This is a genomic window from Priestia sp. HNGD-A6 (assembly GCF_045784335.1).
Classification (GTDB): domain Bacteria; phylum Bacillota; class Bacilli; order Bacillales; family Bacillaceae_H; genus Priestia; species Priestia zanthoxyli.
In genome coordinates, this window is sequence record NZ_CP138621.1 from 1,258,845 (window position 1) to 1,273,332 (window position 14,488).

Here is a 14,488-nt window from a genome sequence, read left to right on the forward strand (position 1 = left end):
AATAAAGCATGACCATTCTTCTCGTAGATGACAATCAAGTCAATCTATTTGTGATTGAAAAAATTCTAAAAGGCGCTGGCTACGATAACTGTGTGTCTCTTACGTCTGCCCATGCGCTTTTTGACTATCTTAACCTGGACGATGAGAACTCAAAAACGAATTCGGTCGATTTGATTTTACTTGATATTATGATGCCCGAAATTGATGGAATCGAAGCCTGCAGGCGAATTCAACAGGTAGAACGCTTAAAACATATTCCAATTATCTTTGTCACAGCCCTAGAAGACAGCAGCAAATTAGTAGAAGCTCTAGACGCTGGCGGAACAGATTACGTCACAAAGCCAATTAATAAAGTGGAACTGCTGGCTCGTATGCGGGTAGCCTTACGCCTTAAAGCAGAAATTGACTGGCACACGGAACATGAAAAGAAAATTCAAACTGAGTTAGATTTAGCTACGCACGTACAGCAAAACTTACTCAGCCCCCCTTTACGAGAGAAAGATATTCAAATGGAAGTTTCATATTATCCTTCTTTTAAATTAGCGGGTGATATGTACTATTGGCACAAAATCGACGAGCACCGGTACGGTATTATTCTTTTTGATATGATGGGGCACGGCATCTCTGCCTCGCTTGTTTGTATGTTTATTTCGTCTGTGCTCAGAGAAGCTATCAAGTCCCTCATAGACCCTGAGCAGGTTATTACAGAGTTGAATCGCTACATGGAATTATTGCACAGCGAAAAAGATGAAATTCCTTACTATTTCACTGCTATTTATTTAGTGATTGATACGGAAGCTAAGACAGTAGAATATGTGAATGCCGGGCACCCAGAAGGTTATATGTTAGTGGATGAACATACGCTCGTTCCTCTTCAACGAGGAAGCTGCCCTGTAGGGTTTTTTGAAGAAATGGACGTTCAGAAATCTGTTGTCAGCTTTGAGAACGATGTGCAAATTTTGCTATTTACAGACGGAGCTCTTGAATCGATGGGCCCTTGCGAAAATGAATCTGCTCTTCGTCTTCAACAACTTACTGAACAAAAATGGACAAATCCGCAGGCATTTATGAATGAAATTTTCTCAGAAGAACAAAAGTTAAATCAGCCTGATGACATGTGCGTGCTTATGATTCAAGCACAAGCATAATAAAAAAGACCTCACAAATGAGGTCTTTTTTTATTGCTTTTGATAGATGCGCTCGTTCCCTGCAAACTCAATATAAGAAGTTGCTCCCTCAGCAAAGCGAAGCGTTTCTTTATCGCCAAGTCCAAGAAACCCTTTTACACACAGGCTTTCTGAAAATAAATTATACACTTGATTTTGCAGCTGAGCTGTAAAATAAATAAGGACGTTTCGGCAAATGATGACGTGAAATTCATTAAATGACTGATCCGTGACTAAATTATGCTGAGCAAAGATAATACTTTTTAACAGCGACGGATGAAAATATGCATAGTGATGATCCGTTTGATAATATTCCGAGAAGGCATTCTTTCCTCCGGCTTGAATATAATTTTTTGTATATGACTTCATTTTACGTAAAGAAAAGGCGCCTTGTTTTGCTTTTTCTAATACATCTTCGTTCATATCGGTTGCGTAAATGACCGTTTTATCCATTAACCCTTCTTCTTCTAAAAGAATCGCCATAGAAAATACCTCTTCGCCCGTTGCACAGCCAGCGTGCCAAATGCGAATTTCCGGATAATCCTTTAATACCGGAATCACTTTTGTGCGAAATGCTTTAAAAAAGCTTGGATCGCGAAACATCTCTGTTACATTTATTGAAAAATCATTTAAAAGCTGATTCATAAATTCTTCTTCGTGAATCGCTTTTTCTAACAATCGAGACACGGTTGGAATACGTTCAATTTTCATTCGATTATAGACTCGGCGACAAATAGAAGATTTAGCGTACTGTCTGAAATCGAATCCCGTTAATCGATAAATAGCCGTCAGCAGTAAATCAATCTCTAAATCCGTTTTTTTATTCATAACTAAGTCTTCACTTAAATCTAGGTGCTTCATATCCATTTATGTTTCATACCCCGCTTAATTTACTAGCCATACACGCATAACGGAGAACAGCTGATTTAAATCTAAAGGTTTGCTGATATAATCTGATGCTCCAGCTTCCAAGCATTTTTCACGATCGTTTTTCATCGCTTTAGCGGTTAATGCAATAATAGGCAAATCAACAAGCTTTAGCTCTCCTCTGATTTTCTGCATGGCTTCATATCCATCCATTTGCGGCATCATAATATCCATTAAAATGAGATCAAATGGTTCACTATTCTCCATCATTTCAAGACACTCTATTCCGTTATGAGCTGTCATAATGGTCATACCTTGTTTAGCTAGCGCAGTTTTTAAGGCAAAGATGTTGCGCTGGTCATCATCTACGATGAGCACTCGCTTATCTTGAAACACATTTTCACCATCTTGCAGTGAAGATTCAACTGGTTGTACAGAATGATCAATTTCAGTTATTTCTGCTTCAGGTTCAGCTTCTTCTACAGATACCGCTACTTCTTCATATGCAAAATTCACTTTTTCATAGTCAATAAGACCATTAGAGAGGCTAGGAAGGTATAGCGTAAACGTACTTCCTTTTCCTACTTCACTGCTTAGAGAAATCCAGCCGCCCAATAATTTTGCAAACTCACTGCAAATAGATAAGCCAAGTCCCGTTCCTCCGTACTTGCGGACCGTAGCTCCATCTGCCTGCTGAAACGCTTCAAAGATAAGCTGATGCTTTTCTTTTGGTATACCAATCCCTGTATCAGCTACAGCTATTTCTAGCCAGCAATCCGTATCAACTGTACGCATAGCTGTTGTAAGACGATGGTCAGCTACTCGTTGAATGGATACTGTGACAGATCCCGATTCCGTAAATTTAAATGCATTTGATAAAAGATTTTTCACAATTTGCTGGAATCTCTTTTCATCTGTGTGAATGATGTCCGGTACATCTTGTGCTTTATTAATTTTCAATTGTACGTTTTTCTGCTCAGCAACGTGGCTGAAATTACGTTCGATTTGATCCGGAAGCTCACTCATATTCATCTCAGCTAGTAAAATATCTAGTTTTCCAGACTCTACTTTTGATAAATCCAAGATATCGTTAATTAACGCGAGCAAGTCTTTTCCTGAAGAATGAATTATACGAGCGTATTCTTCTTCATCTTCAGATAGCGTTTTAGCTGCGTTTTCCTCAAGCATTTCAGACAGAATAAGAATGCTGTTAAGTGGTGTTCGAAGCTCATGCGACATATTAGCAAGAAATTCAGATTTATATTGAGAATTCAATTCCAGCTGATGCGCTTTTTCTTCTAAATCTTCTTTTGCAGCCTCTAATTCAAACGATTTTTCTTCTGCGTCTTTTGTTCTTTCTTCTAGCTGTTCATTAATCATACGCAGCTCTTCAGACTGCATTTGCAGTTCTTCTGATTGTGTTTGAAGTTCTTCAGACTGAGCTTGGAGCTCTTCTGTCATCGCCTGAGATTCTTTTAATAGACGAGCAATTTCCATACGTCTAATTACGCCATTGATAGTGAGACCAAACGTTTCAATCACTTGACTAATAAGTTCTTGCTCTAAAACTGTAAACTCGTGCAGCGATGCAAGCTCGATAACAGCAATTACTTCATCTTCAAACAAGACGGGTACAATAAAAATACTCTTAGGTTTTACGTCTCCTAATCCTGAAGTAATGAGCTGGTACGTGTCAGGTACATCGTTTATGACAAAGGTTCTTTTCTCTAAAGCAGCTTGTCCAATGAGCCCTTCGCCTATCAAAAAGCTCTCTCTTCCCGCGTCGCCTTTTCTATCTGCAAAAGCAGCTTGTTTGACGAATAAGTTTCCTTTATCATTTTCCTCTCGAACATAAAATGCTCCGAAAGAAGCTTGTGTCATTTCTGAAACCGTAAAGAGAAATTTTTCCGCAAGCTTGTCTACAGATGCTATGCCTTGGTACATCGTTACAGCATGAGCAATGTTCGTTTGAAGCCAGTTTCGCTCTTCAATATTTTCTAACAACGCGTTCGTGGCTAGCCCTAAATCTTTAATTTCATCATTAGATCGAACTTTAATTCTTCCTTTTAACTCGCCTTTTGAAGCCGTAATTCGTTTGATCGTTTGCGTAACTTCTTTAATCGTATTCACAATAGAATTAGACAACACAATAGCGATAGCAAGTGAAATAAGCGTAACGAATAACAGCAAACCGTAAAGTCCAATTTTAATTTTTTGATTTTTCTCGTCTAACTCTGTTGCTCTTGTTTCAGTCGATTTTTTCTCTACATTTCTAAAAGAAGTAAACTGGCTGCGTATATCGTCCATATACTGGCGCCCAGGATCTTTCTCAAAAAATTGCTGAAGCTCTTTTGTATTATTTTCTTTTTTTAATGCAATGGTCGGTTCACCAGCAGCTTCAATCCAGTCTTGAATACTTCCTTTAATCTTCTCCAGTTTCTCCTGCTGATTTGGATTATTATTTAGAAGCTGATACAGCGCATTATAATCTTTTTCCCAACTTGTTGCTGCACTGTTATAAGGTTCTAAGTAACTCGCTTCTCCTGTAATAATATAGCCTCTTTGTCCGGTTTCCATATCAAGCAGGTGCTTTTCAATTCGATTGGTCAGATCATGGACTTCAATATCATGATCAATGATAAAATTCCGCTCTTTTTGCAAAGATGAAATTTGACTGTTTAAAACAATAAATGCAATAAATAAACAGACAATAACAATTAAATATCCAATAATAATTTTAGATTTGATGCCAAACCTCATTTTCTTTTCCATAATGTTCCTACTTTCATTCTAGATATTCTTCTAGAAGCATTCGAAAAACATGTTTATTTTTGCCGCTGGACAATTTCACTTTCAGTACACACTCTCCACTCCATCTTCCTTTGCTTGATAAGGCTTCTCTCTTTTTCTTATCAAGTCAACATTCCTATTATACACTCTATTTTTGTACAGAAGAATATTTATTGTGCAAGAGGGAAAGATTAATTTTCCAGTTTGCAAATACCTATTTTCAAGCTGTCTATAAAAATAGGCCCATGCTGTTAAAAGCATGAGCCTATCTTACAATATTTTTGTACACAATAAGGTAATGAAAAGTAATTTATGCTTTGGGGAATCACATAAATTATGACAACATAGGTATAAATAAATACTTACATGCGAAACGTAAAGCATTCATTATTTAAATTGTACTTGGATAATAGAAAGCAATGCCACTTTTTTTAATTTAAATATATTTTTTTAATTTACATATCAGGTTAAAAAACTTTCATTTATTGAGATTTTACCGAACTTAATCCGTTAGAAAAACTGCAGATAAAAAGTTCTCCCCCAAAAAAACAGTTTCTAAGTCAATAGCTTCACTTATGAGACAGCCTTTTCTTTTCCATCTATTATTTTACCCAGCTTTCCGTCACTTTTTTATTTTTAGAAATCCAGTTTTTCACACCTTTTGTTTCGTCTTTTGCACTGTTAATTTCTGATTCTAAAGATGCTAGTTGATCGTCACTAATAGAAAAATCTTTCAGCCACTTTGCTGCTTCTGGATAATCTTCTTTAAATCCCTTTTTGCTAATCGACTGTATTTTTTCAGGTCCAGTTGGATTCATCGTATTTTTGGGATCTTTTAAGTATCTGAGATTATACTTTTCAAAAGCCCAGTGGGGGCGCCATAACGTAACAACAATGGGTTCTTTATTAGCAATGGCTTTATCCAATTCCGATAGCATCGCAGCTGTACTGCTCTCTACTAAATTCCAGTCTGTTAACCCATAGCTGGGCATGGCATGGTCTTTCGTAAGACCATTGATTCCAGATCCCGGTTCAATGCTAATAATCTTTCCGTTAAACTCCCCTTTCTTATTTTTTAAATCACCTATCGACTGCGCGTCTACATAGTCGGGAACGGCTAATCCGCTGTCTGCTTGATCGTACCAAGTGCCGAGAACGTCTACTTGTTTTCCGAATCTTTTCATGTAAGAACTATGGGTAGTAGGCATCCATACATCCAAAAATAAATCAATATTTCCTTGAGCAACTCCTGAGAAAAGCGGGGCTACGTCACTTTGAACTGCTTTAACTTTATAGCCTTTTTCCTCTAATAATTCCTTCCATAAAAACGTAACGGCTACGGCTTCGTCCCATGGTATGTACCCAATTGTAATTTCTTTTTTAGTCGTCGTGCCGCTTGCCGTATTGCTATTTCCGCATGCAGAGACAAGCAGCATGACGACGATTGTTAGCATAATAAAAGAAATTTTTTTTGAATGTTTCATCTAATCCCACCTTTATCCATTTTATTTGCTTGATTGAATATCTTGGCTTTTTCGAGTAGAAAGATGCGTTAAACGATCTAAGATAACGGCAATAATAACAACCGCAATCCCACCGATAAACCCTAAGCCTACATCCAGCATACTGATGCTTCGTAATACCTCTGCACCTAGGCCTCCCGCACCGACCATGGAAGAAATAACAACCATCGAAAGAGATAGCATAATAACTTGGTTGACACCCGACATAATCATAGGCAAAGCGAGCGGCAGCTGGACTTTAATTAATTTTTGCCATTCTGTCGCTCCAAAAGCTTCCGCTGCTTCTAAAGTAGTGTGCGGAACTTGCTGAAGCCCAAGCAGCGTCAGACGAACGGCAGGCGGCATTGCGAAAATAAACGTAGCAATAAGAGCTGTAACATTCCCTAATCCAAATAAAAGTACGGAAGGAATTAAGTAAACAAAAGCAGGCATCGTTTGCATAATATCAAGAATAGGCTTTATGACTGCCCCCACTTTGTTAAAGCGGTGTGATAATATGCCTAAAGGAACGCCAAATAAAAGTGAGATAATCGTAGAAGCTAAAACGAGAGATAAGGTCAGCATTGATGCTTCCCATAAATCCAAGCTAATAATAAGAAGTAACCCAAAACACGTAAATGCAGCTATCTTCCAATCTGTCAACCATAGCGCTAATAGAACAAAAACAAGGACAGTTACTAGCGGAGGAGAGGCTGTCAATGCCCATTCAAGGCTGCTGATTAAACTGGTCATTATCTGGTTGATTCCAGTAAATACACCTGAAAAACTATCAATCATGTAATCAACAAATGAATTTGCCCATTTATCTAAAGGAATACGAGGAATCATCGCAGCATTCACCATCATATTTATCGACCCTCCACTTGATATGATTTAACTTCTTGCTGCTCGGTCACTGCAATACGTTCAGTGAGATTTGCAATAAGAGTGCTCGGGGAAATCATACCTTGTAGGCGATGATGATTATCAACAATGACTACAGGCGAATGACTGTCTGTAAATAGAGGAATCATTTCTTGTAAAGACATATCAGGATTGACGCAATGCGGCTGTGTCAATGCTTTTCCTTTTAAATCATGTTTATGAGCTTCAATAAGCTCCATCACTGTATAGATGCTCATCATACCTAATAAGCGGTCAGAACTATCAAGAACAAAAATCGCAGATAAATGATTGGTTCTCATTCTTCTTAATATAACTTGTGGTGATTCATACTCATAGGCAGCCGTTTCTACCGGAATAACAGCGTCTTTAGCAAGGCGGATTTTTCCGTAATTAACGTCTTGAACAAGCAGTTTTACATAATCGGTTGCGGGTTGACTTAAAATATCTTCAGCCGTTCCAAGCTGTACAATCTCTCCGTCTTTCATTACGGCAGCCCGGTGCCCTAAAGTTAATGCTTCATCTAGATCATGCGTTACAAAGATAACTGTTTTTTGTACTTCTCCTTGAATATCAAGAAATAGCTTTTGCATATCTCTTCGAATAAGAGGATCTAACGCCGAAAAAGGCTCATCCATCAGCAAAATCTCTTGTTCAGAAGCAAGGGCTCTCGCTAATCCAACCCGCTGCTGCATACCTCCTGATAATTCATAAATTCTTTTATAAGCTTGTCCATTTAACCCCACCATTTCAAGCGCCTCTTTCCCTCGCTTTTCCCTTTCGCTTGCTGATACACCTTGTATCTCTAGACCGAATGTAATGTTGTCAATCACGGTGCGGTTTGGAAGGAGGCCCACATTTTGAAAGACCATCCCAATTTTATTTCTCCGGACTTCCTGAAGCTGTCTTTTTGGCATATGAGAAATATCTGTGTTTTCTAGATATACCGTCCCTTCTGTCGGTTCTACAAGCCCGTTCAAGCATCGAAGTAAAGTAGATTTCCCGCTTCCTGATAATCCAATTAACACAAAGGTTTCTCCCTTTTTCACCTCGAAATGAGCATTGTAAATAGCAACGGTTGTCTTAGTAGCTTGTTCGACTTCATATTTACTTTCTCCAGCTTCTCTCAGCTTAAGAGCCTGTTCTTTTTGACGGCCAAATACTTTTGAAACATCGGTAACGCGGATAATGGGTTCTGTTAGGTTAGAGCTTGTACTCAATTTATTTCCCCCTTTTTTTAAAGTAGATTGTTAGAGGTGGTCTGACACCTCAAGGTAACGTGTCAGACCACTTCTACTTACTATTCGACCTTCATACCGATTGCTTCCAATACATAATTGTAAAATTGAGAAACGTGCTGTTCGATAGGTACTAAAATACCTCCTTCTTTATAAGATTTTGAGCTCATATTTTCTTGACACCACTCACACGCTTCAAAGTCTTGTAAATTAACGCGATGAAATAATTCCACGGCATCTTTTGGGTCAAAATCAGGCTTAGCCATTTCTTCCGGGTCGAATAACCATTCACAAATCACTTTAGACTTTTCCGCACTAATTGGAATAATACGATGAATAATAACGTGATCCGGTGTTAAGTTGATAAATACAAGCGGCAGAACGGTAATGCCAAAATACGTGCGGTCATCTTCCGGAAGCAATCCTTTTAGCATAGGACGGCTTCCTTTCCCGCTGATTGAAAAAGCTTCTAATTCATTCCCAAACTTAGCTCCGCCTCCCACGGAACTTTGAGTGCCGACTCCCGAACGAAATTCAGGCAGCGTTGCCGTAAGTTCAGGATGAATAGAGGAACAGTGATAGCACTCTTGAAAGTTTTCTACAATAAGCTTCCAGTTTGCCTCGACTTCATATTCTTCACGATGAGCGGATTTTAAATTTTGAATTTCATATCTAGCAAACGTATAAAGTTCTCCAAAACGATCAAAAATTTGTGCGTCTAGCTGATATTCAACAGATATAGGATTGTCAGATAAATTAACCCAAACCATGCCGTGCCACACTTTAATGTGAACGGATGTTAGTCCGTAATTTTCATTATGCACGAGTTCTTCTCGACAGCGGCTTGTGTTAGGAACACCCACTAAATCACCATCTAAGCTATAGCTCCACGAATGATATGGACAGCGAATAACACCTGCTTTACCGGATGCTTGGCTGCACAGCTTAGCTCCTCGATGCCGACATACGTTCAAGAATCCACGCAGCACGTGATCTTTTCCTCTAGTAATTAAAATATTTTCGCCTTCAACTCTCGTCGTAATATATTGTCCTGGTTCCGCTATTTCGTATTCAAATGCAACTAAACTCCATGATTTAGAAAATATATGATCTTTTTCTAACTTAAAAATGTCCGAAGATGTATACAGCTCTCCTCTCAACGTGGGCTCAAGTCTCCCATTATCATTCACTAAACCATGTTCCATAACCATCTACTATTCCTCCTTCGCTTCTTTAGAAACATTTAAATAGAACCATTCGCAAGAGCTGACGACGATTTATACTATTTTATTCGCCGCAAATCGCTGCGGAGTAAACAAATCAATTGGGTGATTAGTTTTTCCCTCTATCACTAAATCTGCTAAAATCTCTCCTACTACGCTTGCAAACTTAAAACCATGTCCAGAAAATCCAGCTGCAATCGCTACTTGAGGATATTCAGGATGCAGTGAAATGACAAAATGTTCATCTGGTGTATTGGTATACATGCACGTTTTCCCTTGTAAAAATCGACCGTTAAGCTGTGGAATACCTTGAGCTAGATAGTGCCGCATCATGTTCACTTCGTCTTCATATATATTTCGATCAATCGTTTCCGGAGTGCACGCTGTTCCTTTTCGAAAAAACGCCACTTTTGCTCCTTCAGCCTTTAATCCAAACGAAGGGAAACCATACAACTGTACATAATCATCTGCTTCCCAAATATAAATCGGCTGTTTTCCCACTGAAAAAATATCTATTCCTTGTGTTGGTTCAAAAAACATTTGCACATGACGCTCTACTTGTAAGCTAACACCCAAATCCCGTAATAAATCAGGTGCCCAAGCGCCTGCAGAAATAATGATTTTCCCAGCTTCATATACTCCATTAGCTGTTATAACGCGCACGCCTTCACCAGAAGGATGAGCTTCCCACGACACCACTTCCTCAAAAAAATGAAGCTCAGCTCCGTACTTTTCTGCTTGAAGAAGGTGAGTATATACGCTCGCTTCCGGCCTAACGAATCCAGCTCTTTCTTCATATAGAGCAACCGTAGCAGGTGAAGGTGTAAACGCCGGAAACCGTTTGTAAATATCCTTTGCTTCTAGAATCTCATACGCAAGATTCCACTGTTTAGAGCTTTCGATGCTTCCAGAAACCGTCAAGCTATCAGGAGGTCCCATCATAAGTCCACCGGTAACCGTAAGAATTTCTTGACCGCTTTCTCTTTCAATTTCATTCCATAATTCGTAGGCGCGAAGCAATAATGGAACGTAAGCAGGGTCTTCAAAATACGACTGTCGAATGATTCTAGAACCGCCGTGACTCGATCCTAGGTCATGAGCGGGACCGTATTGTTCTAACCCCAATACCCGCTGACCTTTTTTGGCGAGCTGATAAGCAGCCGTACTCCCCATAGCTCCTAATCCGATAATAATGACATCATAATGTGTTGACATCTGCATTCCTCCTGTCTTTCGATTGATCAATTAAACTACCGCTGGGGAGTGTGTCATCATTGTTGCTTGATAACGCTGACCAAAGTATTCAACTTCTAAAACCATTTCTTCATGTACGGCTTGAGATAATAAAGTGTGTACAATTCCTTTTCCTAAGCTGTATGAATAGCCGGCACTTGTCACAAATCCGAGGGCTGTTTCTCCATAAAAGACCGGTTCATATCCCATTACTATCGCTGAAGGATCATCTAATATGAGCGTCGCTAATACTGTTTCAGAATTTTTTCGCTGACGATCAAGCAATGCCTCTTTTCCAATAAAAACTGGTTTTGTTAAATCAACCATTTCATGAAGGTTAACTTCATATGGATGATGCTCGCTCCAAAAGTCTTTCCCGCTTTTTAACGAAAAAGATTCAATTCGAAGATTTTCAAGAGCTCGGTCTCCCGCGGCAATCAGCTGATAAGGCTGTCCTTGCTCAATTAATACATCCCATAAATTCAGACCTTGATCAGAAGTCGTAATCAACTCCCAGCTCTCCATTCCCCCGTAGGAATCACGCAGAGCAAGAACTGAACTCTTTTCAATAAACAAGGTTTTCGCTTGCCCTTCAATCCAAGTGCTGCTAAGTTCTGAGCGTTGAACCACGGACTTCATTACTCCTGTAGCTTTAGGACCAATTAATGCTATACTGCATGTCCCTGACGTTACATCTTGAAAAACAACTTGACCGTTTTGAGGCACGTGTTTTTGAATCCAGCTTGCTTCTACGGCTCCCGTACAAACAATCAAGAAAGTGGATATATTTTTGCGAATAACCGTTATTTGATCTTTTATGCCGCCTCGCTCATGCAACATACACGTACGTATGCTTTGCCCTACTGCAATGTCTATATTTCCTGTCGTTAGCTTCTGTAAAAACTGGAGAGCTCCTTCCCCTTTAATTTCCAACCTTTTCTTTGCTGCCGTTGTATCGTAAATCGCCGCGTACTGACGAGTATGCAACTGTTCAGCCTCGATAATCGGTGACCAATATTCAGCCGACCACCCCTTTCTTATAACCATCTTCTTTTCATATGTGGATATAAGCGGATAGTTAGCTTCATACCACTGCGGCTGCTCCCACCCTGCTTTTTCGTTAAAATACGCTTTTAGTTCTTGCTGACGCATATAAAATGGACTTACGCGCATGTTTCGCGATACTTTTCGCTGCATAAATGGATGATGAATGCTATAAACCTCTTCATATTCTTCAATAGACCGCTGTTTGTAATAAACAGGGCTGCATGCATACGTATCGAAACGATTAATATCGCATAGCTCCAAATCCACAGTCGGTGCACCATTCATCAGCCATTCAGCCATTTGCCTAGCAACACCTGCAGAGTGCGTTACCCATATGGCTTCGGCTACCCAAAATCCCCCTACTGCTTGTGATTCGCCAAGCAGCGGCATCCCATCAGGTGTGAAGGAAAAAATGCCGTTCATTCCTTTTTTTATTCCTGGCTGTTTTAATGCCGGAATTAGTTCCAATGCATCTTCCCACGGTTTTTCAAAATCTTTTGGTGTAAAAGGTTTAACAGAAGGCATTTCTTTTGTTTCTCCGTATTTTGTAATGTCACTGAGTTCGATTGGAAACGGCTCATGCTGATATGATCCAATCCCAAGCCCTTTCTCTACCTGACGAAAATAAATTGCATTATCTTGATCTCGAATAAGAGGAGTCGCGGCTTCTTCCGTTTCTCCGTTTAATTCAAGTAAATCATTTGTAAACACATATTGATGAGCCATCGGCTGAAGAGGAATTGTTACACCGACCATTTCTCCGATGCGAGGTCCCCAAAATCCGGCACAGCACACGATTACATCTGCTTCAAATTTTCCAGCGCTCGTGTACACTGCTTTCACTTGACCATTTGTCACTTCGATATTCGTCACTTCTGTATGACCGTAAAATTCTACTCCGCACTCTTTAGAAAAACTAGTCATTTTATCAACGGCATGCAAAGGTTTGGCAATACCGTCTGAAGGAACATAGAGACCTCCGCAAATACGATCAGGACAAATCAGCGAATTTTTTTCCGCGCATTCCTGCGGTGAAAGAAGAAGAGCTTCGATTCCCCATGAGCTGGCAACACCAGCCTTTCTCTTTAGGTCTTCTAATCGCTCTGGTGTACGGGCAACTTCTAAACTGCCGACAGGATAAAACGAGCGCTGTTCATCTGTACTCAACTCTTTAAAGGTCTCGACTGTTTGAGAAGCTAGTGTTGTCAGGACTTTTGAAAAGCTAAGCTGAAATACAAGCCCCGGAGCGTGAGAAGTAGATCCTCCCGTTTCAAACAAAGGGCCTTGCTCAATCACTGTTATGTTTCTTTGCCCCATTTTACTTAAATAGTAGGCAATGCTGCACCCGACAATTCCAGCTCCTATCACTACTATCCTCTTATGTTCCATCACTTTATATCTCCCTCCTTTTTTGGTTTGAAGATGTTAAATATTGTCGATAGTTAATTATATTTTTAAGATTCATAATTTTCAAAGTATTTTGTTAAAAAGTGTGACATAGATTTTTTTAGACTTTCTTCCGCTAATGTTCGGATAACGCTTTCTTAACTTTAAAATATCAGAAAAACTGCCGTCTTTTTCTTTCTAATAACGAATTTTAAAGAAACTATCTATCTGTCAAAATGACACTTATCAATGAATGGTTATATCAAAAATGACGGAAAGAAGATAGCTAAAATAACTTAGCTATCTTCTTTTTAAACCATTTACTGATTAATTAATTTTGAAGGCTTAAATACTTTTGCTTATTTTTAGACCAAAGTTGCTTGTTTGACTACTTTTTTCATTTCTTCTGCAACGTTTCTTTTGTCTTTTTCACTTGTAATCCCCCCGCCTACAATCACAAGATCCGGCTGTGACTGCACGACTTCAGGAAGTGTATTCAGTTTAATACCTCCTGCCACCGCTGTTTTTGCATTTTTCACAACTCGTTTAATCGTTTGAAGCTGCTCGAACGGGGTTTCTCCTTCAGCTTGAAGATCATACCCTGTGTGTACACAAATATAGTCAACACCGAGTGCATCGACTTCTTTTGCACGTTGCTCAAGGTTTTTTACATTAATCATATCAACAAGAATTTGTGTTCCTTGTTTTTTGGCCTCTTCTACAGCGCCTTTTATAGTCGAATCATCAGTAGCGCCAAGAATCGTAATAATACTAGCACCCGCTTCAGAAGCTTTCATGACTTCGTAAGCACCTGCATCCATAATTTTTAAATCAGCTAATATCTTTAAAGACGGAAAGGCTTCCTTGATTTCTTTGACTGCTTTTAGCCCTTCGTTAATTACAACTGGAGTTCCAATTTCTACAATATCGATATACTCTTGAACCTCCTGCACTACTTCTTTTGCCTCTGAAATATTTACAAGATCCAATGCTAATTGAAGTTCCATACTTACTTCACTCCTTCATTAAATGGGGTTGTCTAGCATGAATTCATTGTAAAACCGTTACTTTCAAAAAAAAAGTAGGCACTTTTAAAACATATAGTCACTAAAAATATACTATGGATGCTTCGG

10 protein-coding genes are annotated in these 14,488 nt (G+C 39.2%); 1 reads left to right on the forward strand and 9 read right to left on the reverse strand.

The genetic code is table 11. From position 1 onward, the window contains the following. Positions 1 to 8 precede the first annotated feature (8 nt). Positions 9 to 1,148: a SpoIIE family protein phosphatase gene (locus tag SCI76_RS06425; protein ID WP_028413961.1), complete on the forward strand. Its 1,140-nt coding sequence runs from the start codon at positions 9 to 11 to the stop codon at positions 1,146 to 1,148. Between the two features lie 30 nt (positions 1,149 to 1,178). Here the strand turns inward: SCI76_RS06425 and SCI76_RS06430 are convergent, their stop codons facing one another. The 9 genes from SCI76_RS06430 to hxlA all read right to left on the reverse strand — a co-directional run bounded on the left by SCI76_RS06430 (position 1,179) and on the right by hxlA (position 14,362). After that, positions 1,179 to 2,033 carry a protein-glutamate O-methyltransferase CheR gene (locus SCI76_RS06430; protein WP_048018540.1) on the reverse strand — a complete coding sequence of 285 codons (855 nt, stop codon included), beginning with the start codon at positions 2,031 to 2,033 and terminating at the stop codon, positions 1,179 to 1,181. An 18-nt stretch (positions 2,034 to 2,051) separates the two neighbouring features. Next, positions 2,052 to 4,805, reverse strand: coding sequence for a CHASE3 domain-containing protein (locus tag SCI76_RS06435; RefSeq protein ID WP_221831750.1), 2,754 nt, complete (start codon positions 4,803 to 4,805; stop codon positions 2,052 to 2,054). A gap of 620 nt (positions 4,806 to 5,425) precedes the next feature. Next, complete coding sequence (locus SCI76_RS06440; RefSeq protein WP_255900178.1) at positions 5,426 to 6,307, reverse strand: glycine betaine ABC transporter substrate-binding protein; 882 nt, start codon at positions 6,305 to 6,307, stop codon at positions 5,426 to 5,428. A 21-nt stretch (positions 6,308 to 6,328) separates the two neighbouring features. Then, entirely contained in the window at positions 6,329 to 7,192 is an 864-nt protein-coding gene (locus tag SCI76_RS06445; RefSeq protein WP_028413966.1) for a proline/glycine betaine ABC transporter permease, read from the reverse strand. Positions 7,193 to 7,194: 2 nt separating this feature from the next. Next, positions 7,195 to 8,448, reverse strand: coding sequence for a glycine betaine/L-proline ABC transporter ATP-binding protein (locus tag SCI76_RS06450; protein ID WP_407545099.1), 1,254 nt, complete (start codon positions 8,446 to 8,448; stop codon positions 7,195 to 7,197). A gap of 80 nt (positions 8,449 to 8,528) precedes the next feature. After that, positions 8,529 to 9,677 carry an SRPBCC family protein gene (locus SCI76_RS06455; protein WP_047930880.1) on the reverse strand — a complete coding sequence of 383 codons (1,149 nt, stop codon included), beginning with the start codon at positions 9,675 to 9,677 and terminating at the stop codon, positions 8,529 to 8,531. Between the two features lie 66 nt (positions 9,678 to 9,743). Continuing rightward, complete coding sequence (solA, locus tag SCI76_RS06460; RefSeq protein ID WP_016763565.1) at positions 9,744 to 10,904, reverse strand: N-methyl-L-tryptophan oxidase; 1,161 nt, start codon at positions 10,902 to 10,904, stop codon at positions 9,744 to 9,746. A 30-nt stretch (positions 10,905 to 10,934) separates the two neighbouring features. Continuing rightward, positions 10,935 to 13,358 carry an FAD-dependent oxidoreductase gene (locus tag SCI76_RS06465; protein ID WP_275211819.1) on the reverse strand — a complete coding sequence of 808 codons (2,424 nt, stop codon included), beginning with the start codon at positions 13,356 to 13,358 and terminating at the stop codon, positions 10,935 to 10,937. 362 nt (positions 13,359 to 13,720) lie between these two features. After that, positions 13,721 to 14,362 carry a 3-hexulose-6-phosphate synthase gene (gene hxlA / locus SCI76_RS06470; RefSeq protein ID WP_048018534.1) on the reverse strand — a complete coding sequence of 214 codons (642 nt, stop codon included), beginning with the start codon at positions 14,360 to 14,362 and terminating at the stop codon, positions 13,721 to 13,723. Between the last annotated feature and the right edge of the window lie 126 nt (positions 14,363 to 14,488).